The following is a 24030-nucleotide window of genomic DNA, read 5'->3' as shown; positions in this document are numbered from 1 at the left end:
CTGCTTATTGCCGCTGCATCTTGCTCTTGCAAATTAAAGATTTAAGTATATACTTTATTTAATGGATTTGAAAAGGCACCAGTCCTTGATCCAGCAGATCTATTTCAAGAGAGATTCCAAACGCGGCTTACCCAAAACCTTTAACTGGCTCATCGAAGAGATCGGCGAACTCGCCCGTGCGATCCGTAAGGGCGAAAAGAAAAGAATAGAGGAAGAATTCGCCGATTCCCTGGCCTGGCTATTATCGGTCGGCTCGATTCTGGGCATTGATGCGGAGCGCGCCATGAAAAAGTACGGGCGCGGCTGCCCGAAATGCGGGGAAAAGCCGTGTGGATGCCGAGAATGAACTCCTCACCCTTACCCTCTCCTCAAAGAGGAGAGGGATATACGGGAGAAAAATTCTTATTCTCCACCCCTCTTCCCTACAAAAGAATACACTCCGCTCATATCCCTCGTCCTTCCAAAGGACCTGGATACCCCTTTTCCATCCCTCTCCCTTTCCAAGGGAGGAGATACCCCTTTTCCATTCCTCTCCCTTACCAAGGGAGGAGATACCCCTTTTCCATCCCTCTCCCTTTCCAAGGGAGGAGATACTCCTTTTCCATCCCTCTCCCTTTCCAAGGGAGAGGATAAAGGTGAGGGTTTACATTGATAAAAACAAAAATAAAAACCTTAAGAGCTAAACAGCTACGAAAAAACATGACTGACGCAGAAAAGAAACTATGGTCTAAGATTCGAAATAGACAACTTATCCATACCAAATTCCGAAGGCAACATCCTGTAGGTTCTTACATACTTGATTTCTTCTGTCCTGAGCGCAACTTATGTATTGAAATTGACGGCAGTCAACATTTGCAGAGTACAATACTCTATTATGACACAAAACGCAGTGCTTATTTAAAACATAAGGGTATCCTTGTCCTGCGATATTCTGACAGGGATGTTCTATTGAATCTGAATGCTGTTTTGGAGGATATTCTGAATCAAATAAAAAATAAGGATTTGAACTCCTCACCCTTACCCTCTCCTCAAAGAGGAGAGGAAACAACAAGAGAGAAACACAAAAATAAGGAGGTTGTATGACCCTGATCTTTTTAGCATTCACAGTGGCCCTTGCTCCGCCCACCGATCTGAAGGCGTATGACGCCCCTGACGATGGTGGCGGCACAATAAACATCGAATGGCAATTATCTCCCGACGACGCCGTCCTGACGAATTACGAGATCTATCGCAGCGATAACGGCGTCGATTTTGAAAAAATAAACTTCATCGGGAACGGCAAGAATTTCATCCAGGACGAGACCGAGGACAACAAACAATACTATTACAAAGTGGCCGCGGTTCAGGATACGATCAGGGCGTTTTCCGGAATATCCACACCGGTAAAAAGCAGTGCCCAGTGGATCGACCGCAATAAACTGAACATTTTCATCGCCCTGGCGATCTTCGGTTTCATAATCCTGTATTACATCTACCACGCCCGCAAAGGCAAAGAGCTCTATATCCGGAAGATCGCTGGGCTTCAAGCCATCGACGACGCGGTGGGCAGGGCAACCGAAATGGGCAAACCCATCCTGTATACCACGGGCATCGGTTACATCGAGGACATCGCGACCATCGCTTCTCTCAACATCATCGGCGAAGTCGCCAAGAAGTGCGCCCAATATAACACTCGGTTCATAAATCCTCATTCCGACCCGATCGTCTATACCGTGGCGCGGGAGATAGTCAAGGAAGCGTACAGTTCGGTCGGCCGGCCCGATGCTTTTGACCCGGACAGCGTCTATTTCGTCACGGATTCCCAGTTCGCCTACGCGGCAGCGGTTGACGGCATCATGGTGCGGGAAAAACCCGCGACCAATTTTCTGATCGGCTGGTTCCGCGCTGAATCGCTGATCATGGCCGAGACCGGCGCGTCCACCGGCGCAATCCAGATCGCGGGCACGGACCAGGTATCACAGCTGCCGTTCTTTGTCACCGCATGCGACTTCACCCTGATCGGCGAGGAGTTGTATGCGGCATCCGCTTATATTTCCAAGGAGCCCCTGCTTATGGGCGGCATCAAAGGTGAAGACTTCTCCAAACTCATTATCGGCATCGCTTTGATCGCGGCTTCGATCATCGGGCTTTTGACGAAGTTCCCAGTCCTTAATCTTTTTAAATAGGAGGAACCAATGAAGAGAACGCTTCCGCTGATCCTGGTTTTCATCGTAGGCATCATGGGCATCATACCCTTTTTGATCCCCCACCCCGCCGTCCAAAAAACCGATGATTTCTTCCGCAATGACATCATGAAGATCGTCGCCGCGTTCGCGCTCGTCCTCGGACTGGGCAGTCTCATCCGCGTCCATTTCGATAAAATAAAACGGCACCGGGAAAACTGGCAGTACTCATGGGTCTTATTATTAACCTTTGCCGTTACTTCAATAATCGGTCTTTTCGGCGGTGTCGCCGGTACCGGCCCGCTTCCGACTCACATCAGCACATTCCATTTTGACATCCAGAGCATATACCTGAACGTTGAAGTCCCCCTCGGTTCCACGATGTTCGCGCTTCTTGCCTTCCTCATGGCATCGGCCGCTTACCGGGCGTTTCGGGCACGGTCGCCGGAAGCGACATTATTGCTTCTTTCAGCTTTCGTGGTCATGATCGGGATCCTTCCCTTTGGTGACCAGATCTCCCACCGCCTGCCATCATTTGCGCAGTGGATAATGGATGTCCCCAACGTGGCAGCTCAACGTGGGATCTTGCTGGGCGTCGCCCTCGGCATGCTGGCAACGGCGCTGAAGATCCTGCTGGGCATAGAACGTAACTGGCTCGGCGGAGGTGGCGAATGAAATTCGTTGAAAGGATGCTTAAGATCGATCGCCGGATCATCTACCTGATACTGGCCATCGTGGTGATCCTGCCCATGCTTTTTAATGTACCGCTTCGGGTCCGGGTTATGGAACCGGTACAGAAACTTTTTAATGCCGTGGAAGCGATCCCGCCGAACAAGGCAATGATCATCAACTTTGAATACGACCCGCGCGATGTGCCCGAGCTGCAACCCATGGCTTTGTCGATCCTGCGCCACGCTTTCACGCGGAGAATAAAGATATTGGTCCTTTCCCTCTATGTCCAGCCCCTGGGTATGGCTCAGAGCGCTCTGACCCAGATCACTGAAGAATTCAACAAAAACGCCAAGACCAATGCTGACAGCATACTGTACGGCCGGGACTATGTATTTCTCGGCTGGCAACCGCCTCCTCTGGTCCCGATCCTGGGTATGGGCGAGAGCATTGCCAATGTCTATAAAACAGACTACTACGGCAACAAGACCGATACGCTGCCCCTGATGAAACGCATCAAGAACTACCGGAACGTCGGTCTACTCGTATCGCTGAGCAGCAGTGATGTCCCCCGCTGGTGGATCGAATACGCCCAGAACCGGTTCGGTCTAAAGGTTGGCGCCGGCGTGACCGCAGTATCCGGGTCGGAGTTCTATTCCTATCTACAGACCGGCCAATTCTCCGGCTTAATGGTCGGTATGAAAGGCGCGGCCGAATACGAGGAAATGATCGCCAGCGAACTGCACATCAAGGCAAGGAGAAAGGCCAGTGAATCCCTGCCCTCACTGACCTATGCCCACCTGGTCATGATCGCATTCATCATCATCGGGAACATCGGCTACTTTATTAAAGGGAGGAAGAAATGAACATCTCATTTGACCCATGGGTCTGGATCGGCGCATTGTTGACGTTGGCGATCTTCTCCTTTCTTTATCGGGACAACCCTTTCTATAAAGTGGCCGAGCATATCTTTGTCGGTGTGTCCAACGGCTACGCCGTGACCTTCTATTATCACAACATTCTCGTGCCGACCTTGTTCAACCCGTTGTTCCGGGGCCGGCTCATCCTGATCATCCCCTTCATCATCGGCGCGCTCTACTTCACGCGTTTTATCCCCAAAATATCATGGCTTGTCCGCATTCCGATCGGCATCTTGATGGGTTATGGTATCGGCGCATCGATCCCGGCCACGATCCAGGCCTACATCATCAAGCAGGTCCAGGGCACGATCCTCACGCCGTACAATTTCCAGCGCTGGCACGCAGGTTCGACCGGCATCATCTGGTCGGCGATCCTATTCCTGGGCGTTATCTGCGTTGTCTCCTATTTCTATTTTTCCCGCGAACAAAAAGGGATCCTGAAAGTGACCTCGCGCATCGGTATTTTCTTCGTTATGATCGGGTTCGGCGCGGCTTTCGGCTACACGGTCATGGCGCGCGTGAGCTTGCTGATCGGACGCCTGCAATTCATCCTGGGCACATGGCTGGGCGTGATAAAATAGCTGAAGTTAGGAAGTTGAGAAGGTAAGAGGGTAGGACAAAAAGCATGAAGAGAAGCAGAGATGAAGAGATGAAAAGGAGAAGAGATACAGTTTATCAGGATATGGATATCAGGACATCAGGATATCAGGTGAACTAAAAAGACCAGAGAAACTAGACAGATCAGAAAGACCAACAAAAAAGGGGCGGTGAACAACCGCCCCTTTTTATTCTGTATTGCTTTAGATCACCGAGTGACCACCATCGTGCTGCTGATGGTATTCCCAGCGGTCTCAAGCACTACGAAGTAAGTTCCGCTCACCAGGTCGCTGGTGCCGATATTGACCGTGTAGACACCGGTTTCCCTTGTCCCATGCTCAAGCTCCCTGACCAGACGTCCGTCGGTCGAGAAGAGCTTCAAGGAGACGTTGCCCGCGTTAGGCAGCGAGTACGTAAGGGCCGCATGACCGCGGACGGGGTTAGGCTTCACATTGAGAGCGATCCTTGTCGGCAGCTCGCTCTTGTTCTCAGCGACGCCGGTCGCAGATACGGTCTGGAAATAAATGCGGGTCGCTCTTGCGGATTGCGCATCATAGGCCCACATCAGGTCCACATCGCTCCCGATCGCGTTGCCGTAAAGCATATACCCGCGGTTCCTCGCGGCGTCAAGCCTCTTGGAAAGCTGCGGTATGCAGGTCCGCCTTGTATGATCCGAGGTCTGGTTCACGGGCGTCGACCAGGTCGTGCCGCCGTTTTCGGACTGCGTATAGAAAACATCAAGCCAGGTCAACGAATCGTCGAGGTTGTTCCTGGGCTGGCAGTAGATCACGCCGACCTTGGTCCCGGCGGTCCCGATCGTGACATAGTAACGCTCTGAATCCGCGCCGGTGGGCGAAACCTGCGTACAAGCCGCGCCCGATGCCGTTGACACGTAGACCTTGCTGTACGGCGGGTAGGTCCCGTCATCGCCGTTTCGGTTGTCGAACACGAGAACGGGATTGCCATCATCCTTCACGCACGCCTGAACGCCCGTGGACAGGTCGATCAGGTTATTCGTGTAGGGGTTCGGCCAGACCAGATTATAGGAGGCCTCGGAGGTCCAGGTGACGCCATCGGTGGACGTGCGATAATAAACATTGAGGGCATCATCGCAATAGAACACGTAGGCGATACCCGCATTCAGATTGCTGTCCCATCCCCAGTAGTACGTGGCCGCGGCGCTCAAAGTTCCCTGACTGAGCAGGGTGCCCAGATCTGGCGTATAGGTACGGTAATACAGCTGGAACGGGCTCGTCCCGTAGAGGATAAAGCACATATTGCCGTTGGGCATTTCCTTCCCGATCACGGTCTGAACAAACCCGTTCCCGGGATAGAGATCGATTGCCGGGTCCCAAGCCGAGCTGTACCAGCCGCCTGAGCAATACTGCCCGCCACCACCGCCCCATGCGCCGGAATACAGGTATGGGAACGATATATAGGGCGCCGCATCAGCGGCGATCGCCGTGGGATATCGCCCGGGCCCGAAATCCTGCCCGTAAACGCTCCAGTCATCCATCCAGAATGACAAACCACCGTCAGCGCTGTGAACGTTCAGTACGCCGCTGACCTGATAGTCACGGTTAACGACGGCAATGGCGTCCGCGGTCTCGTTATACGAAATACATTCCTGGTGCGTCAGGGCCAGCGTGTACTGGTTGGCGGAAGAATCCACAAGATATCCATCGCGCCAGTCATTACCGTAGCTGGGCACCGCGGTGCCGTTATCAATATACATCTCATTGATCACCGGCTTCGTGCCCGCGAACATTACGGTTGCAACAACTAATAGTGCAACTACATACTTCATTTTTTCTCCTTTCATTAGCTAGTTAGTTCAGTTATCCAACTGAACATTGTTGCCTTTATTGTCACCCTGTTTTTTCTTATGTACCACCTCCTTTCATTGAAAGATCTTTCCGCGGACAGCGCTGAAATGAAAAAAGATCCGCGGAGACCGCAGAGTTCATTACTTCACCAGCACTAATTTCCGGATCGTGCTGATACTTCCCGTGTGCTGCTCAACAAAGTACACGCCCGCGGCGATATCGTTGCCGCCCTGCCAGTGAATGCGGTTCTCACCCCTGTTCAGGACGCCGTTAAAGATATCCGCAACGTGCCGGCCCGAGCAATCGAGCAGCTGGATGCTGCTCTGGCTGGCCCGGTTAAGGACCAGGCTGATCACTGCCGGCTGGCGCAGTTTCAACGGATTGGGGCCGATATTCATACTGACCGCCTGCGGCGGTAGCTGGACATTGTGTTCCTCGACACCGGTGATCGTCTGGAGAATAACCACTAATCCGATGGAACCGTCGGCCAGATATACCTTATTCCCGTCGACCACCAGGTTGCCGCCCGCACTATATCCCTGCATATATCCAGCCTCAACCGGACTGGTCGGGCTGGTCACGTTGATCACCCTCAAGCCGCCATTGGTGCCGTCGGCCACGAACAGAAGATTGTTCCAATAGCTCACTCTGGTCGCGCTCCCCGGCGTATCGAGCGAACCCAGCAATATCAGCGTATCCGGGCTTGAAGCATCAAAAACCTTGATCCCGGTAGCGCCGTCGGCGACGTAAACGCGGCTGCCGGATTTGCATACGCCGTTAGCCACACCGGCGGTATTGTTGTAACCCGTCAGAACCGGGCTCGCGGGGTTGCTGATATCAATGACCTTGACACCCGTGGTCGCGTCGGCAACATACGCGTAGTTGCCGTCAACACATACATCATATGCCATCCCGTCGGTATCAAGCGTGCCGACGATCTGCGGATTGGACGGGGTGGTCACGTTGACAATAACCAGTCCCTGGTTGCGCGCCGCCACATAGACATAGGATCCCGACACATAGACATCGCGCACGTCATCCGCGATGCTGCACTTGCCGACCTGGACCGGATTCAGCGGATTGGCGATCGACACTACGCGCAGCGTATCTTCACGGTCACCGACATACGCGTATTGTCCGCTGATCGCGATGCAGTTGCTCAGCCCCGGAAGAGCCAAGCCCGAATAGTAATCGGGCAGCGAGGAATCGCTGACGTCAATGACCGTCAGCCCGGATACGCCGTCGGCGACATAAACGTAGCTGCCCGCGAGCGCCGCGTCGTATGCCCAGCCGCCGGTATCATAGTGCCCGGCCAGCGTGACTTCGGCCGAGTGCGACGGGTTCTTAACCAGGCATCGCCCGACCATACCGTCAGCCGCAATCCGGGCATTGGCGGCGCTGAGCGCGCTCATATTCACGCGCAAAGAACACACCGTCGTCGGACAGGTCCAGGTATATTTACCCGTGTTGGCCGCGTTGCTCGTGATCACGTTCCAGTTCAGCGAGTCATAACTATGAGCGTTTTCACCGTGAGAATACCACATCTTGCAGTGATCGATCGTCGTACCCGTGTAATTCCAAAGGATATTGTATTTTATGCCGCCGAAAACCGTGGGCAAGGCATAGAGATCACCGCCCACCGGACGCGTCACGAAGATATTGTTAGCGGTCGCGCCGCCCGGGATTAAGGTCACCACGTAATCATAAGAATAAGTACCGCTGTAGTACGTCCACAGCGGCCATAGCGGTTCGCCGTTATCCCAGGTCGTGTGGATCTGGACAAACGTATCAGGGAGGATTATATCATAACCGACACCGGTTACCGAATGGTTGATGTACTGACCGCCATACCAGTAGTACAAAATACTCCAGTGGCAGGGGCGCTGGGCATCGATCTCGGTCTTGATCCAGGAAAAGACATACTGATTGTACGATTGGCCCTGGGGCGAAGTGGAAGCGCTGAATGAATGCCCGTGGATCGAGTTCGCCACGTTGATCATGCCGTTCCGGATATTGCCGATGGACGTGCCGCCGGTCATGGTGTCGGTGTACATCGCTATCGCCAGTTCCCGGTTTACGTTCGCGCAATCGTTCCATTCGCCTTCGGGATAATCCCAGTGAGTGAAATAGTAATCGATGAGCCGGCCATAACCGCGGGCGTCCCAGTAACCGAACATCATGGACGCTGCGGTCGGCGAACAGCCGTAAACCCAGTCGATCCATGGCACTGAGTCAACGTAATTGCCCTGTCTCGTGGTATAGTCGGTGATCGAAAGATATTTTTCCCACTTGTCGCGGGTCAGTCTTTCCAGCTCGGGATTGGGAATGACTTTCGTTATATCCCCATTGAATTTCTGGTAAGTGTACAGGTTGATCAGTACTTCCTGGTCCCCGGATCGAAAACCCAGATATTCCTCGCCGGGTCCCCAATAATATGCCTTCGACATAACCGGTTCCGCGGTCAGGATCTGGCGTGCCGCATTCAACGCTTTATCCTGGTTGGTTTTGGCACGCGGCATGCCGCGTGTTATTTCACCCACCGGCGTCGACGTGTAACGCGCGCCCATCACAATGGTGACCGGATCGCCCGCGTTGTTCTTGTAGATATACGCGTAAGCGTTGGGTGATCCGTCAAAAACACTGTAATAAGGCAGGACATCATTCAGACGGAAGTCGGTGCCGAATTTTTGACCGATCAGCCGGTTCGCGACCGATGCGATCTTTTCCTGAGGAATGAGATCGGTATTTATGGCAAAAGCAGCGGTTAACGCCGCCAGGCACAAAAACACACATGTTCTCTTCATTAAAACCTCCGACAGCTATCCCTTGCTCCCCGATAGAGGGAGCAAGGGATAACCGCATTTGTTAGAATCCGACTGTCAATCCCAGACGGTGGGTTGCCTTCAACACACCTTTGTTCACGTAGGCGTAATCGATCTTGATACCGGTCGCGCCGGTTTTAAGATTGAACCCAACCCCCGCCGTCAGATTATTCAACAGCCATTCAGTTTCATCACCCCAATCATAACCGCTGATCGAATTGTCCGTGGTATCGATGATCGGCGCACCGCCGGTCATCGCTTTCATATAGTCCATGTTCAGGTACATCTTGTACCCGGTCCGCAGGAAAATCGTATTGAGGTAGCCGTATTCAAACCCGAGATTGATCGTCTCGTAGTTGTCATTCGGATGGTTCAAATCAAGGGCGATCGTAAGCCGGGAAGCCTCGTTTTCAATGGGATTAAAGGCCAGTCCGAACCGGAAAATCAGCGGGAGCGGATAGGGAGTGGTCCGGTATTCTATCGGTATCGGGTCGTATGTGCGATCTAATGAATCAGGGTAGTTAGGAGGTCTAGTCGTCGTCTCCAGTTGCCTTCCACCGAAACTGATATCGCCACCGAAATTACTCATCGAAGCGGCGATCTTCAGGCCTTTGAATCCGGTATTGTAGTGAATGCCAAAGTCGGCGGCCAGGCCGCCCGATGACATATCCCATACCATTTCTTCCACCGCTTTCAAAGTGATTCCGGCTGCCAACTTGTCCGTGAACATCCTGCCGAACGAAAACCCGAGAGCGAAATCAGATGCTCCAAAAAAAGTGCCGGTGCCGGTATCTTCACGGACCGTTTCCGTGTTCGGGTCATCGACCGAAAGGATCTCCATCTGTCCCATGGTCAACGCGGTCAGGCTTATTCCCAGTGTGCCGAAATTACTCAACGGCAAAGCCATGGCCAGGTAATCGTGCCTGATATCCGCGATCCACTCGTTATGGTAAAGACAGATCTCCCGGGTCGTCAGCGTGCCAAGACCGGATGGGTTCCAGTAAGCCGAAGAAACGTCGTCGGCAACGGCCACGAACGCTTCACCCATAGCTGTACCGCGTCCCACACCGATCTTCAAAAATTGCGCACCAGATGTCCCCAGTTTTGCGAAATCAGCAAACAGGGGCAAAGTGCAGATTAGAAGCAAGCCTAAGAATCTCTTCATTGTCGCCTCCTTACCGTATCACTACGAATTTGCCGATCTGTTCACCGACATCGGATTGGACGTGGAAGACATAGATGCCGCTCGCCACAAGCTGGCGGTTCTCGCTCAAGAGATCCCACCACTCGTCACCACCGGTGAAGTTGGAAAGCTCGGAACCACTGCTGGATGTCGTATTATTGGTATGCGTCAGCGTCTTGACCAGCTCGCCGTTGAGATTGAAGACCCGGATCGTGCACGTCGACGGCAAGTTGATGAAGCGCAGCCGGCGCAGCCGGAATGACTGCTGCCACTCGTTGGCAATGATGTACGGATTCGGCACGACCTTCACGTTGAGCGTCAGGGCCGAATCCAGCTGCACAAACGCCGGCGTGGGCGTGATCTTTAGCCGCCCGTTGATCGGCGCCGGCAGATAGGCCGGATCCGCGCGCACGGTCCACAAATCACCGTCACCGGGTCGCGGATCACCCAGTACCAGGTACGGACCTTTCTTTAAATTAACCTCGCCGCCGCAGACGTACAAACTCCGCGTGCCGGTCGGCAAACCGCCCGGCGGGTCGTAGACCAAGGTGTCGGTATTGTTGGTCGCAGCCACGCTGCTCTTGAAACACCAGCCGTCGGCCAGCGTATCCGTGCTTCCGGCCTTATACGGGATCGTCTCGCCGGTCATCAGATCGACCACGGTCACGCTGTTCACCGAATCGCTGCCGTGCGCCTTGATCCAGGTCACTTCGTAATCGTTACCCCGGTACGCCCAGTTCGTCCCGATCACTTTCGGCGCCACCAGTGATTCCGGATAAGTGCCGGTCATGATCACCGTGTCGAAGATCGAAACGTTGGTCGGGATGTCATACCGTTTGAAGATCGATGTCACGCTCAGACCGTGGAATTCCTTGAACTCGTACGGCGCTTCGGTGATCGTCAACGTCGTGTCGACGAACACGACTGAAGTCATGAAAGTATCCACGTAGTTGCCGCCGTTATCCACCAGGAAGGAACGGTAGAACGGCGCGGTATTGATCGGATCGTACAGATAACCGCCGAACTCCAGATACATCGGATCGGCCGTCATCTTCAAAGGATAGGTGATCGCCACCGCGATGTTGTTGGTTGCCAGCGCCGGATTGCCCGATTCAGACTCGATCGTGAAACTGCCCGGTATATAGTTCGCCGGCTCACGCCGCGGCACCGCCACCACGGGCACGTAGCCGCTCTGGAACATGAGCACGCGCGCGGTCGAATCCGTTTCTTTCACCAGGTTCCAGTCAAAAGCCGCAACCGCGTAGTTGTACGTGAAACCGTTGCGTACATCTTCGTCCATATATGAATGCACCAGCCCGTTGTCAACCGCCTTGAGCGTGTCTGAGCCGGTGTAGTAGGTCCAGATGATCCCATCGTACTTATCAAAACCCGCCAGTTTTTCCCAGGTACCAGCCAGCGCGGTCTTGCTCTTGTAGACGCTGTAACCCTGGAAATCGTATTCCATATAGAACGGATCATAGACCGCCGACGAGGTGTCCGCGTAATGGACCACCTTGTAATATGGATCGGGCGTGATCTCTGATAGATTATCCCACACCAGAGTAACGGCTTTATCGCCGGGCACGCACGTCAGGTTGGGAGGCGGAGGAGGTCCCGGCAGCAGCCAGTTCATATCATAGATGAACTGGGCCATATTGTCGGTCTTTACCAGCGCCGTGTCAGGCCTTACAATGGTTCCCTCATACCAATTGGCCAGTATGACCGCGACCATTACCGTGGCCGTGACATTAGTATCCAGCTCAAACGGGCCGCTGCACTGCAGGAACCGCTGGTCGTCAGGCGCCGGCGGCACCGTGTCATTGAAAGGCTCGTATGCCATGGTCTTGAAGTTATAGCCGGCAAGGGTCACGTATCTTTCATTGTCTTTATTCGGCTCAAGGTTCAGGGTGAACCGCTTGAACGCGGTCATGCCGATCTGGGGTATCTGGGAAGGATCGCGCCAGTCCGGAGTCCCATCCCCGTCAACATCCCATTGCGTTGACGGAAGATTGGTGGCGTACCACGCGCTGTCCATTTCATACTGATCAGGAATGCCGTCGTTGTCCTTGTCCTCGCCTTCCACCAGATCATACGGGCTCTGCAAATAGTCAAAACCGATCGCGCCCGGGAATGAGGACCATCCTGCTTCAGCCGTTTCCTGCCACTGGTAGCCGAGGTTATCGACCCATAGGGATTCGCCGTCGATCACATACCACTGACCCACGATACCCGAGATCCGGTCATTGGCCGCAGGACCGGATTCATTACCGATATCGTTGTCGCAGGCCACTCCGAAGTAGCAATTTGTGAGCTTTGCCCCGCTCACGTTCTTCGTTTCGTATTTTATGAAGATAATGTCCTGAGTCGTCGAAAGGTTCCAGGCATAAACGGTCTGGTAGACCTCGAGACCGATCGGCTTGGTGTCGCCGGGCATGTGCCAGGTGGCATCAAGGTCGTTATACGCACACCATGAATCCTGATGGGATTTTGTTTCCCTGGGAGCCATGGGCAGCCGCGTATAATCGATCGAGCTCCAGGTGCTCGGATACATGAAAATGATCGCCTGGGGATCGCTCGTTACCCAGCCGGCAAGGCCCGGACCGTATTCGGATTCACCGCCGTGCGGGCCGTAGCCGATCGTCACCATCGTATCCGCACCGCTCAATGTGCCAAACCAGGAACCGGCACCGTAGACGTAGTTTTGACCGCTGCCTACCGGCCACCAGAGACCGGGCTCATTTCCACTCACACCCTGCCCGAACTTGCCGAAGTTCGACACGCACATTTCCACCTGGTTGATATTATGTACCAGGATCTGGAACGTGCGGCTTTGATTAACCGGTGTCGCGGTCCGGCTGAAACCGAGGGCCGCGGCGATAAGTATTAATGTGAACGACTTTCTCATTGTTACCTCCAAGTCTTAGAAACTTATCCCTGCGCCCAACTGCACCTTGAACGGTCCGTAGTAGTTGCGGGGGTTGTCATAGAAATCCTTGAGGGCAGCCATGTAGGCTTCTTTTTCCTCTACGCGCGACATCACGCCGTCGTGGTTGTAGTCACCCTGGGGCGAGTACCGGGTGCTCGAGAGGGTAAGCACGGTGAACGCGTCGAGCTGCGGTTCAGGATCGCCATGATTGACCGGATCACCCGAAGTTTCATAAACAGCCAGGACCTGTTTCGTATTGAAGAGGTTCTGGATGAGTGCATTGATGCGGAGATTGACCGGCCCCAGCGCGATACCTTTGGACGCGTTGAAATCCACGTTCCAGAAACTTGGTTTTCGCGCCGAGTTATCATCGCCCAGTTTCTCACCCTTCAGGTTCTTAGGCGTGTAGGGCTGACCCGAGTGATACGAGAACACGAATGAACTGGACACGTTCTGCAGGGGGATAAACGCGAAATCCTTGGGCAGATCCAGGTCCAGGTTAGCGTTTAAAGTGTTCCGCTCATCGAAATCGAGCCAGTAATCGATCACCGGCGGTTCGATCTGGTAATAGTAATGGTCATCGTACCATTCGCCGGCATACGCAGCGGTTCCTTTTGCGAACTGCAGGGTATAAGTTATGCCCACGCTCCACATGCTGGACATCAATTTGTCCAACCGGAACTCAAAGCCCTTGATGTTCCCGTAGTCCACGTTGAACATCTGGAAATATGGCGTCGGCAAAGCAGGAACCTCGCGGGTTTGCGAGAGGTCATAGATATCCTTGAAATACGTCGTGAACCCGAAGATGATGTCGTTGGTGAACTGGTTCTCCAATCCGAACTCGTACTGTACCGTTTTCTGCGGTTTAATGAGAATGTTACCGATGATCGTGTTGCCGCGGGTCAGGGCGACCCGTACGACCGAAGTATCGGTTATGCCGTACATATCGTCAAGCGCCGGCAACTGGAAATAGTGCCCGTAGTTGAAACGGAATTTCATGCGTTCCGTGACCGGCAGGGAGAACCCGACCCTCGGCGATATCTTATAGCTCGATGTCGCCTGGGTCGTGTTGGAATCAAGGAAATCACCGGGGTTCGTGTAGGTCATTGCCTTAGGATCGAAGTAGTCGATCCTCAAACCCAGCCGCGCGATCAACCCCTCGAAATCCATTTTATCCTGCAGGAACCCGGCGAGTTTGAAAGGCTGGCGATTGTAGTAATCCCAGAACGGGTTGTTTACCCAGGGCAGGGTATTGTCGGCGTAAAACATGTCGTACTGAGTATAATCCAAACCGGTCTTGAATTCATGGAGCTTGCCGATAGAGTGGGTCAGGTCAAAACGCGCCTGGATATCATTGTTCGTCGTGTAACGCCAGACCCGGTAGTCGCCATACGTATAAAAGAGGGCTTCCACGCCATAGGGATTATTGCGTAAAGCCTGGACATCACGATCCGTGAATTCCTCATGGTAGTTCTGGAGACTATCGATAATGATGTTGCGCGGCGAGAGATCCGGGTTATCGCTTATATTATCAAGGTACTGGATCAGATGCTCGCCTTTTATCCGGAAATCCTGGAACCACTGACGGTCGGTTGTATCCTCATAGGCATAATCACGGTTGCCGAAAACCTGGTCAAAATGGGTCATGCCGATCTTCAGCGATGTCAGGGTCTGCGCCGTGATCATATAATTGAACGTGGATGAACCGATCCAGTTTTTCTGGCGCACCATGGGCACAGCGGCAAAGTACTTCAGACTGACGCCATTGCCGGCCGCATTGCCCCATTGCACCCATTGCTCGCGGGAATTGAATCCGGATAGGGTCACTTTGCCCTTGGCATTGGGAAAGAGGTAGGAAAACCGCGCATTACCTTTGTAGTCCATCCTCGGCGAAGGCACTTTGTAATAAGCGTCAACATATGCTTTCGTCATCATCAGTTCGCCGGACAGGAAGTAGCGGAACCGGTTGGATAGCGGGATCGGACCGCCGAAAGAGAGCTCATAAAGGTTGTAGCCGAAATTGAGCCCGTCCATATTGTCGGTCACGAACATTTCGTCGGTCAGCCAGCTGACCGAACCCGATGGTTTGGTGCCGCCTTCGCGGGTTACGACGTTGATGATGCCGGAAAGGGCATCGCCGTATTCAGCGTCAAAACCGCCGCTGACCACGGTGACTTCCTCGACGGCGCCGGGATTGATCTGCGCCGACTGGCCACCGGTCTGCGGCACCTTGGTCACGATACCGTCGACAAAATAGGTTATCTCGTTGGCACGACCGCCCCGGAGATGGGTACCGAGGTTACTCTGAACAACACCGGCCTGGAGCGAAATGACCTGGTTGATCGTCGTGACCGGCAGGCGGTTGATATCCTGAGACGTCACCGAACGGCCCGTTTGGGTCGCCGAAATGACGATCGGTTCGCGTACCGCGATCGATGTCACGCCTTCGACCTGGATGACCGTGGGCCGGAGCCGGAAATTAAGGATCGTTGTCTGGTCCGAATTCACGACCACGTTGGTGAAGGTGTACGGGTCATACCCGAGGTATGACGCGACCACGGCATATGTACCGGCGGGCACATACAACACCACATACTCGCCCGCGACATCCGAGGCCGAACCGAGTTCCGTACCTTCGACCATGACGTTGGCACCGATCAGGGCATCGCCTGTTTCGCTATCTGCTACTTTACCGGTGATCTTTCCGTATTCAGCCGCGAACAGGAATAGCCCGGCAAAAAGCAAGGTTAATATTTTTTTCATTGTTCACCTCCTACTGAACTATGACTGGAACCAGCCATGCGTTCGCTAAATAGTCCTTTGCTGGCACCAAGTAATAATAGGAGTCCTTCAAAATGACCTCAAAAACGAGGTTCATGATACCCGTTGAAGAACTGGCGGCTGGAACGACGAACTTTCCATGGCCGTCGACGACCTTTGACCGGTAGCCGCTGCCGCTCACGAAGAAGAGAGAAACAGTGCTGTCCACGGTTATGCTGCCGAGCAAAATAGCGACATCGAGTGTTTCTCCAGCCGTGAACTGCATCAAGGAATCGATGTGTTTCAAACGGTTCATGGCGTGCCCGGTGAACAAGGTGTCGGTCACGACGTCACGGATTGTGTCAACCCTGCCATCGGCGTGGCTAAGCCTGACCTGGTAGATGAGGGGATAATCAGCGCCCTCGCTGGGGAAGTAGTAATTCCCGTACGATATGCGCTTGAGCACCCACACACGGGGGTCGGCAAGCGGATAGGTCGTATCCCCGTCCTCAATGGCCATTTCCCGCACCGGATCAAGGAACAAGTGTCTCAAGCCCTCAGCGTATATTGGCGTGTTCTCGTCGGGTCCACCGGCTGAATCAATGTCGACCGTCGTAAGCACAACGCCCACCGTATCATAGAGGGTATCCCACGGTACCTGGGTTGTGTCGACCAACGTGTCAATAGTTAGCAGGTAGTGTCCGGTATACCTTTTGTCCCAGTCGTACTGCGAGATTATGGTAAAGGTATCGAAAAGGTATACTGTGCACGTAGTATCCTTCGCGAACCACAGATCCTGGAACCGGGTAAGCACCGAAACAGTATCGCCGAGCATCGTAATATGCTGCTTGACCAGCGGCGAATCGGCCTTGTAGAATGAATCGCCGATCGGAAAGGACACCGCTGCCATGGTGACAGAACATTTGATTGCAGTGCAGAGATCGTGCGTATTCAAGAAGTCTGCATGCGCGTTGAGTTCGGTAAGGATTGCCGCGCTGTCTTCAGGCGTACCTTCGTAGAAGTCAGGCGGTGGTTCATTACCGCAGGTAATCATCATCAGTGCGGTGATTACCAGAAGAATCAAAAGATTCCTCTTCATTATGCCTCCTTTTCTGATTCTTTGCCTATTGTGCTTCGTACAACAAAAATGCTATCATCAGCAAAGATCGATGGGTCACGATCCCTGCCAAACCTTATTTTTAGATTTTCAACCGGGTTAGCATTTATTATCCATCTCCGCGAAATCACTAACCATTCAGTCAATATTATCAATCACCCCCTTCTATTATGAACATAATATATATAATAATATATACAAAATCATCGAATTGTCAATACCTTGAATCGCTCTAACTGGCCGGTTGCCCAGATCCGTCATTTGCCGGGCATTATTGCATCTCAAGTTTGAATTCGAACAGTTTGGACACCCAAACGCGCACCAGTTTATCCCGCTGTTTTGCCGGCGTGAATTTCGACTTCCGAGCCGTGGTCAATGCCGCTTCGTCCAGCATCTGGTTGCCGCTTGATTTCAGGATCTGGACATCAATGACACTGCCGTCGATATCGATCAGCATTTTCACGACTGCCTTGCCCTCGATGCCCGCCTTGCGGGCCAGATCCGGGTATTCCGGGATCGGCGCATTGAGAGGCTGAGGTTTTACCTCAACCTTGTAGTACGAAACGACCTCGATATCCGGGCCCGAAGGCGCGGTCCTGATCAGGTCTTCGTTGAAGTCGGTCGCCGCGATCGTTTCCACCTCTTTATCTGCAGCCTCGCCCGGCGCGACGACGACCGCCACCTTGGGCCGTTCTGCCGGCGGCGGTTCGGCCTTGTATTTGTTGATTTCCGCCGTGTACTCCTCGACCATGGTAATGATCTCTTTTTTCAGTTTATACGGCTCTGGTTCTGCGTAAGGAACGCATAAAAAAAGCATGATCGTGATGATCGTACTGGCCAGCATGGCCAGGCGGATCGCAATTCCATATTGCTTTTTATGATCGTTCATAAACTCCCGGTCACGTCCTGAACTCCGTGGCAAAAGTGATCTTGAACGCCCTGGCTTCTTTGAGCTGATCAAGCATCTGATCGACGATCCCGTAATTCGTTCCCTCGTCGATCTTCAGGATGGTCACCAGTTCCGGATTCTCGGCGATCTTCGCCGCCATCTTCGCGTTCAACAATTCCATGGGCACGACCGCATCATCGATATAGACCTTGCCGCCGGCTTCCAACCAGAGGTTGGCGAGATTTCGCCTGATCAATATCCGCTCGGTCGCCTGGGCTTTGGGCAAACTGATCTTTAAATGCAGCGAGGTAGCCCGGAACACCGTGGTCACCATGAAAAATAAGATCAGCAGGAAAGCCACGTCCGCGGTCGATGCCGTGGGAATGTCAGGTGTCTGCGCCGGTCTTCTAACTAAGCTTTTGCGCATGTTTGGCGTCACTCCTCGGTGGTCGGGATAAGGCTGATCTTGTTCGCCCGCAATTCCCGGCCATCCGCGGCCGTTACACGCGACATCTTGATCTGGTCTAAGACCGCGATCATGTTCTTGTACTGGCTGTCCTTGCTCGCCCGCAATGATACGACGAGCAAGGTATCGCGCTCCAGAAGCTTTTGCTGAATAACTTTTCGGACTTCGTTATATTGCTGTACCGAGAGGTCAAGCCCGTCGCCGAGCCCCGTGGCTTTGACCTTTAGCGCGCCCTCGGGATTGATCATGATCGTGACGATATTCTCGGGTTTTATCTTGACGATATCGATCTTTTCGGTTTTTTCTGGCAGCAGCATTTTCAAACCTTTGTCGCGCGTAAAGACCGTGGAAGTCATGAAAAAAATAATGATCAAAAAAGCAATGTCCCCCATGGAAGCGGTGGGTATGCTGGCGATCTTTCTTGACCGCGCTTTAATGATCATGGGACTTTATTGCTTGGTTCCGGGACCGCGCTCCATGAGATAATCGACCAGCTGCGCCGCGGCTTCTTCCATATCTCTGGTATAACCGTCAACCTTCCCGGTAAACAGGATATGGATGATCGCCAGGGGTGTGGCGATCAGCAACCCCCATTTCGTAGTGATCAGGGCTTCGGAAATACCGCTTGCTACGATCGTCGGTTCCACCTCGCCGGCCGCGGCAATAGCGGCAAAAGATTTCATCATACCCGTCACCGTGCCAAGGAACCCCAGAAACGGCGCCACTGTCGTTAAACCAGCAAGCAGCGCCATGCCCCGGTCAAGGAATCCGAGTTCTATTGCGCCGGCACGCGTTATCGCATCTTCGATGACATCCTTACCTTTATCTGCTTTTTCCAACCCGGCTTTTACAATCTTCGCGACCGGTGACGGTGTCTGGTCGCACAAAGCGATGCCGGCTTGTACGCCTTTTTCACTGACCAACGCCTGGACTCTTGATAAAAAAACTGCAGGGTTCAGCCTGATCTTGAAAAACAGTGAATACATCCGTTCAAGCAGGATCGCTAAACCCAATACTATGCACGCTAAGAGCATCCACATAATACCGCCACCCAACAAGAACTCTTTTATCATCGATGCGCCTCCTTACTTCGTTTTATAAAAAAACCAACACAGGTATCTATTCAATGTATCCATCATCATGTGGTGTGCTTATTGAATTCTATAGAACAATATGACCCGAGAAGACAACAATTTCTGTTTATTTTGAGCTTGCCCGGTAATAAAGGATCCCGCCGATCAATGGGAACAACCCGGCTCCGAGCAGAAGGTAGCTCTCCACCCTCGCAAGCGCCAGTGAACCCACGATCAGGTCAAAAAGATCGCCTGGACCGGCCGTCCCAAGCAGCGGGAAATAGATAACGATGCGGTAGATATGCACAAAGGCGAGAATAATGAGAAATAGACCGCCGATGACCGGGAATATCCACGTGCCCTTGCCTTTGATCAGCACAAGGAGCCGTTTGATTATCATGCCGTAGACGAACAAAGAAATAATGGAAAGAAAGATCGCGACAATGAACAGAACTTCTGCAATAATATCCGCTCTCATATCACCCTCCTAATTCTATTTACCCCTGGTAACGCTCAAAAATTTCAAACCCGAAAGCAGGGAAAGCAATCCGCTGAGCAGGAACAGGCTGTAGGCCAGGTAATTCATGCCGCCCTTAGGCAGCATCATCTTTCCGCCGATACCGCAGAACACCAGTTGGATGATCGCGAAGACCAGGATGCCGGTAGGCGCGAAGATCATGAACTGCCAGTTCGTGCGCTCACCCAGGACGATCTCATAACGCCGCGCAATCACACCGAGCACGATGAAAGCCAGCCACAAAAGGACGGCGCCGAGAACCAGAAGATAATTGGGGATGATCGCCAATGATTCATACTGTGATGGTTCGATACCGAACGGCGCAGCCGACAAAAATAATAAACAATTCATTTAACCTCCTTCCTAGAAGATCGTAAATGGGTAAGGGTTGGGAAATCCGAGAGATTACGTTTCCAGCATCTCAACCTTAACCCAATGACTCCTGTTTTTATGCTGATCATTTCAGTTTCGCCAGCAGTTTGTTCGTCAATTCCTTCCCTTTGGACGGGCCGATGATCATGCCCGCGGCCTTGCCCAGCGCGAAGATCAAACGCCGGGCATCTTCCTCATGCAGATCATCGGTTTTTATGCGCTGAGCCTTGATCTGGTTTTGATAGATCCGGTCCGCAAAATCACCCACGTATTCTTTCAACATTGCCTTTATGTCATCGAGAACATTAATGGTCAACGCCGGTTTGGGCGCTTCCTCGTGTTTCACCAAGGCCTCGACATGAGGTTCGACCTTCAGGGTTTTCAAAGAATCCACGATTTCAGAAATGACGGTCCCGTCCTTTGGCTCAAAAAGGCTCCCCAGCAGATTTTCATCATCAAAATCCATGACGACGCTCTTGGCGTCACCAATGATCTCGAGCGTATCGATCTTCACTCTCCCAACCGCGCCGATCGTTTCAAAGATCACCGTGCCGACCTGCGCAAGCTTGGATTTAAGCGATTCGCCGCTCTGAGAGACCATGGTCTCACCGCTCTTACTCACGGCAAACGGCAACCCGATGCCTTTCTCTTCGAATTTATTGAAAGATTCCTGTTTCATGTTGTCATTACCCGGTTGACTGCCGCATTTTTTCGATCACGGTCTGTACTTTGACCCGCGCCTGGGACGATCCCATCTCTTCGACCGCTTTCTTGACCAGAAAATCAATGACCGTCCTGAGTGCCTGTACGAAATCGTCCTCTTTCTCAGGCGGCGGTAAGTCCTTGATCCCAAGCTTCTGTTCGATCAAACCCATCAATGGCAGGAGATCACCCGCCAAGATCCCGAGCCCCTGGTTGAGAATATCGAGCCAGTGCGCGCGGTTCGCATCGCCGCCGAACTCGTCGATCAGAAGGTTGATCTGCTGCATTTTGGAGCTGATGTTGCGGGGGATCTCAAGGGCCGGTTTTTCGGCCTCTTGGACCGGTTCCGTCTTGGATATTATAATCTTCTCCATGATCTGTCGCGCATCCTGCTCGCGTTCGACTTCAATACCCAGGTATTTCGTGTCGTGCATGAAGATCACCATGCGCGCGGCGCCATAGCACAGCGATATGTACTGGATATTCCCGAGCGCCAGGCTGTTTTTAATCACTTCACCGGCGGACGAAAAGAAAGCGGCAAGATCGCCCAGCGGGTTTATTGACGATCCTTTCACTTCATCGATGGACCCATCCTCGGCATTGATGACCGCATATCCGATGATACCCGGGATCTTATCCAGGAAATCCACTTTGCTTTCCCTTTATCCTTCGATCTTCTTCCTGAATTCTTCCATTTTCTTCTTTGCCAGCAGCTTACCGTAGGCCTTGGGAACCTCATTGTTCAAAAACTCATCGAACCTGCTGAAAAATCCGGCGATCTCCTCGGTGCTGAGCAGCGATGCCAGCGAGACCTTGAACGTCGCTTCATCGACCGTCACGGCATTGGCCACATTTTTGTTCGCCGGGTCCAGCTCCGCCCATGCCTTAAGCCATTCCCAGCCGTTCTTACCAAAATATTCGAAGGTCTTCTCAAGATACCGCAAGAAACCTGACATGATGCGCTCGGCCTCTTTGGGGTCGTATATCAATCCCTTCTCTTTGAGCCACAGGATCGTCTTGATCGCCTCAAAACCACCAAGTTTGGCTTGCGCCACGACCTCGGCCAGCGTACGCTTGCCATCGATCAACGCAAGGATCTGCCAGTCGGTCCGGCGCAGCGCGACAGCCGATTCCAGCTCCTTTGTCGATTTTGCCAGCGCGATATCCATGGGCGGCATCTGTTTCTTGATCTCTTCGAACTCGATCCGGCGTTTCTCCAGGTCATCGCTGAGCTTGCCCAGGTCCTCGGAAATGGTTTGCTCCGGCGCCATTATCCCGCACTCAAAAACGCCGCGTTCGAGTTCTGTGAACGACATGCTGAATAAGGCTTCCATGCCTTTTTCATTGCCGTTAGCGGCCGCGGCATGCACTACCAATCCATCCTTAAGGTAGATCTCGCCGCTCAAACTCCCGGTTATCCTCAGCACGCCGGTTTTCTTAACCCGGCTGATGAACTGAAGGACATCGCTGATCGTAAATTCCTTAAGATTTATCTCCAAGCTCGTCATTATATGACTCCCAGCCAATTATGCAGCAAAAAATATACCCGGCCGATCAGAAGAGAAATGCGGGCCATAACAGTATATCCAAAAGATGCACCGAATGCAATCATCATGAACCATACGCCGACTTTCGCCCCAAAGCCGAGCACGCCCTTGTGTTCCTTGGAAAAATAGAAATAGACCAGGGTCACGACCACACCGATGATGATCAGCAGGTTGGAAATCGCCGTGAACCATGGCACGCCAACCATCGGCAGGAACGTCGCCTGCAGCTGAGGGAAAATATCTCCCTGGACGCGCTGCGTGATGACCAGCGCCATGCCCACTCCCATGGTAAATGTCAGCGGGATGCGGATCAACCAGTTGATCTTAGGGATCAGGGGCGTGAACATCATCAGACCGACGCAGATCGGTATCAGGCTCCAGAAATCATGCCGCCGGATCAGTGGTTCAAAAAGATTGGGCCACGTGTAATCGTGCCATAAGATAACAGCCCAGTAGCCGGCCGAAACGCCGACGAACACGTTCTCCGCGATCTTGTAAAAGACATTATCCTTGTAAAGAAATGAATAGATCGCCAGGGTCAACAGGGCGGCTATCCAGATCCCGATTGTATTAAGCACTTTTCTTCCTCATCCGCTTTTGATATATCAATATAATATTACCCAAAAGAATGAAAATTACAAGTAGCACGTGAACGATCGACTGCGAATCCATGCCGGCGATCGCCCGGCCGCGTTTTTTGACCAGGGTTTCGTACTCAGCGGCGCCCTTGAGCCCGCCCAGCAAACCGACCAGCTGACCCGAACTAAGATACGGATATTGCTGAGGCGCCATGATCGCCGTGGTCGCGCAGGCGATCGGCGTTCCGTACCGCGCATTGAAATAGATGATCCAATGAAGCACGCCCGGATCACCGGCGGACAAAGTCATGACCAGGCTTATGTCGCGCGCTGATTTCACGGCCCGGCCCAGGGGGAAAGAATCGATCGGCACGCCGGAGTAATCGGAACGCACGATGTCGGCGACGTTCCGGCCCAGGCTGACCAGCATGACTTGGCCGCCGGGACGGTAACCGACATTGATATAGTCGACGCCGTAGACTTTATTGTAGCGCGGCGCGATCTCGTTAAGCGCCACGTTGCCAAGCGTGGTACCGCCGGGCCAAAGCCCGATCATGTACACGCGCAAATTTCTTCGGAAACAGTGTTCCAGGAAAGCCAGGGTCGCCGGATACAGCTCGGCCTCGCTGCCGGGATCGTAGTCCGCGGAAACGACGACGACTGAACCGGCCGGCAAGGATTCTACTTTTTTGTAAACACTCATTACCGGCTTGGTGATGTCAACGGGCAGACCCATTGGGATCAGGAGCGGGATTATGACCGCGAGCGCGACCAGCACGAATAATATCCGGCGGTCAACTTGCGCAAGGCGCTCGATCAGGTTCATGAACTTCCACCTGGAGAAAATAAAAATCCTAAATTCGAAGCACTAAATACTAAACAAGCATAAATCTCGTCATTCGTT

General features: G+C 53.0%; 24 protein-coding genes. 7 read left to right on the top strand and 17 right to left on the bottom strand.

Annotation, left to right across the window (positions count from 1 at the left end; all coding sequences use genetic code 11):
* The first annotated feature begins 61 nt into the window (after window positions 1-61).
* From VF399_03770 to VF399_03740, 7 genes are read left to right on the top strand one after another with little or no spacing between them, the layout of a single operon-like run.
* Window positions 62-346 carry a MazG nucleotide pyrophosphohydrolase domain-containing protein gene (locus tag VF399_03770; protein ID HEX7319460.1) on the top strand — a complete coding sequence of 95 codons (285 nt, stop codon included), beginning with the start codon at window positions 62-64 and terminating at the stop codon, window positions 344-346.
* Window positions 330-683, top strand: coding sequence for a hypothetical protein (locus tag VF399_03765; protein HEX7319459.1), 354 nt, complete (start codon window positions 330-332; stop codon window positions 681-683). Before VF399_03770 ends, VF399_03765 begins: the two co-directional genes overlap by 17 nt.
* Window positions 649-1083: an endonuclease domain-containing protein gene (locus VF399_03760; protein HEX7319458.1), complete on the top strand. Its 435-nt coding sequence runs from the start codon at window positions 649-651 to the stop codon at window positions 1081-1083. Before VF399_03765 ends, VF399_03760 begins: the two co-directional genes overlap by 35 nt.
* On the top strand, window positions 1080-2165 hold the full coding sequence (locus VF399_03755) for a fibronectin type III domain-containing protein (GenBank protein ID HEX7319457.1): 1086 nt from the start codon (window positions 1080-1082) through the stop codon (window positions 2163-2165). The genes VF399_03760 and VF399_03755 overlap by 4 nt, the downstream gene beginning before the upstream one ends.
* A gap of 9 nt (window positions 2166-2174) precedes the next feature.
* On the top strand, window positions 2175-2837 hold the full coding sequence (locus VF399_03750) for a hypothetical protein (GenBank protein HEX7319456.1): 663 nt from the start codon (window positions 2175-2177) through the stop codon (window positions 2835-2837).
* The gene (locus VF399_03745; protein ID HEX7319455.1) at window positions 2834-3697 is read left to right on the top strand and encodes a hypothetical protein; all 864 of its coding nucleotides are present in this window, start codon (window positions 2834-2836) and stop codon (window positions 3695-3697) included. Before VF399_03750 ends, VF399_03745 begins: the two co-directional genes overlap by 4 nt.
* Window positions 3694-4332 (top strand): hypothetical protein, encoded by a 639-nt coding sequence (locus VF399_03740; GenBank protein HEX7319454.1) that lies wholly within the window; start codon window positions 3694-3696, stop codon window positions 4330-4332. Before VF399_03745 ends, VF399_03740 begins: the two co-directional genes overlap by 4 nt.
* A gap of 224 nt (window positions 4333-4556) precedes the next feature.
* Here the strand turns inward: VF399_03740 and VF399_03735 are convergent, their stop codons facing one another.
* The 17 genes from VF399_03735 to VF399_03655 form a co-directional block, all read right to left on the bottom strand.
* Entirely contained in the window at window positions 4557-6155 is a 1599-nt protein-coding gene (locus tag VF399_03735) for a T9SS type A sorting domain-containing protein (GenBank protein ID HEX7319453.1), read from the bottom strand.
* Window positions 6156-6314: 159 nt separating this feature from the next.
* The gene (locus tag VF399_03730; GenBank protein HEX7319452.1) at window positions 6315-8978 is read right to left on the bottom strand and encodes a hypothetical protein; all 2664 of its coding nucleotides are present in this window, start codon (window positions 8976-8978) and stop codon (window positions 6315-6317) included.
* Window positions 8979-9039: 61 nt separating this feature from the next.
* The gene (locus VF399_03725; GenBank protein ID HEX7319451.1) at window positions 9040-10161 is read right to left on the bottom strand and encodes a PorV/PorQ family protein; all 1122 of its coding nucleotides are present in this window, start codon (window positions 10159-10161) and stop codon (window positions 9040-9042) included.
* Between the two features lie 10 nt (window positions 10162-10171).
* Window positions 10172-13084 (bottom strand): hypothetical protein, encoded by a 2913-nt coding sequence (locus VF399_03720; GenBank protein HEX7319450.1) that lies wholly within the window; start codon window positions 13082-13084, stop codon window positions 10172-10174.
* 15 nt (window positions 13085-13099) lie between these two features.
* On the bottom strand, window positions 13100-15868 hold the full coding sequence (locus VF399_03715) for a TonB-dependent receptor (GenBank protein ID HEX7319449.1): 2769 nt from the start codon (window positions 15866-15868) through the stop codon (window positions 13100-13102).
* Window positions 15869-15878: 10 nt separating this feature from the next.
* Window positions 15879-16964 (bottom strand): hypothetical protein, encoded by a 1086-nt coding sequence (locus VF399_03710; GenBank protein HEX7319448.1) that lies wholly within the window; start codon window positions 16962-16964, stop codon window positions 15879-15881.
* A gap of 289 nt (window positions 16965-17253) precedes the next feature.
* Window positions 17254-17871, bottom strand: a complete 618-nt coding sequence (locus VF399_03705) for an energy transducer TonB (protein HEX7319447.1) — start codon at window positions 17869-17871, stop codon at window positions 17254-17256.
* Window positions 17872-17881: 10 nt separating this feature from the next.
* Complete coding sequence (locus VF399_03700) at window positions 17882-18298, bottom strand: biopolymer transporter ExbD (GenBank protein ID HEX7319446.1); 417 nt, start codon at window positions 18296-18298, stop codon at window positions 17882-17884.
* Window positions 18299-18306: 8 nt separating this feature from the next.
* Window positions 18307-18780: a biopolymer transporter ExbD gene (locus VF399_03695; GenBank protein HEX7319445.1), complete on the bottom strand. Its 474-nt coding sequence runs from the start codon at window positions 18778-18780 to the stop codon at window positions 18307-18309.
* A gap of 6 nt (window positions 18781-18786) precedes the next feature.
* Complete coding sequence (locus VF399_03690; protein ID HEX7319444.1) at window positions 18787-19410, bottom strand: MotA/TolQ/ExbB proton channel family protein; 624 nt, start codon at window positions 19408-19410, stop codon at window positions 18787-18789.
* Between the two features lie 127 nt (window positions 19411-19537).
* Complete coding sequence (locus VF399_03685; protein ID HEX7319443.1) at window positions 19538-19888, bottom strand: hypothetical protein; 351 nt, start codon at window positions 19886-19888, stop codon at window positions 19538-19540.
* 15 nt (window positions 19889-19903) lie between these two features.
* Window positions 19904-20278: a hypothetical protein gene (locus tag VF399_03680; GenBank protein ID HEX7319442.1), complete on the bottom strand. Its 375-nt coding sequence runs from the start codon at window positions 20276-20278 to the stop codon at window positions 19904-19906.
* A gap of 106 nt (window positions 20279-20384) precedes the next feature.
* Window positions 20385-20978, bottom strand: a complete 594-nt coding sequence (locus VF399_03675; GenBank protein ID HEX7319441.1) for a hypothetical protein — start codon at window positions 20976-20978, stop codon at window positions 20385-20387.
* Window positions 20979-20985: 7 nt separating this feature from the next.
* Complete coding sequence (locus VF399_03670) at window positions 20986-21651, bottom strand: hypothetical protein (GenBank protein HEX7319440.1); 666 nt, start codon at window positions 21649-21651, stop codon at window positions 20986-20988.
* A gap of 12 nt (window positions 21652-21663) precedes the next feature.
* The gene (locus VF399_03665; GenBank protein ID HEX7319439.1) at window positions 21664-22509 is read right to left on the bottom strand and encodes a DUF4388 domain-containing protein; all 846 of its coding nucleotides are present in this window, start codon (window positions 22507-22509) and stop codon (window positions 21664-21666) included.
* Window positions 22509-23126: a hypothetical protein gene (locus VF399_03660; protein ID HEX7319438.1), complete on the bottom strand. Its 618-nt coding sequence runs from the start codon at window positions 23124-23126 to the stop codon at window positions 22509-22511. The genes VF399_03665 and VF399_03660 overlap by 1 nt, the downstream gene beginning before the upstream one ends.
* Entirely contained in the window at window positions 23119-23952 is an 834-nt protein-coding gene (locus VF399_03655; GenBank protein ID HEX7319437.1) for a hypothetical protein, read from the bottom strand. Before VF399_03655 ends, VF399_03660 begins: the two co-directional genes overlap by 8 nt.
* Between the last annotated feature and the right edge of the window lie 78 nt (window positions 23953-24030).

Source organism: bacterium (assembly GCA_036382775.1).
Taxonomy (GTDB): Bacteria; Hydrothermota; Tepidihabitantia; order SM23-42; family JAOAFX01; genus DASVHD01.
This window is presented reverse-complemented; position numbering and strand designations above follow the sequence as displayed.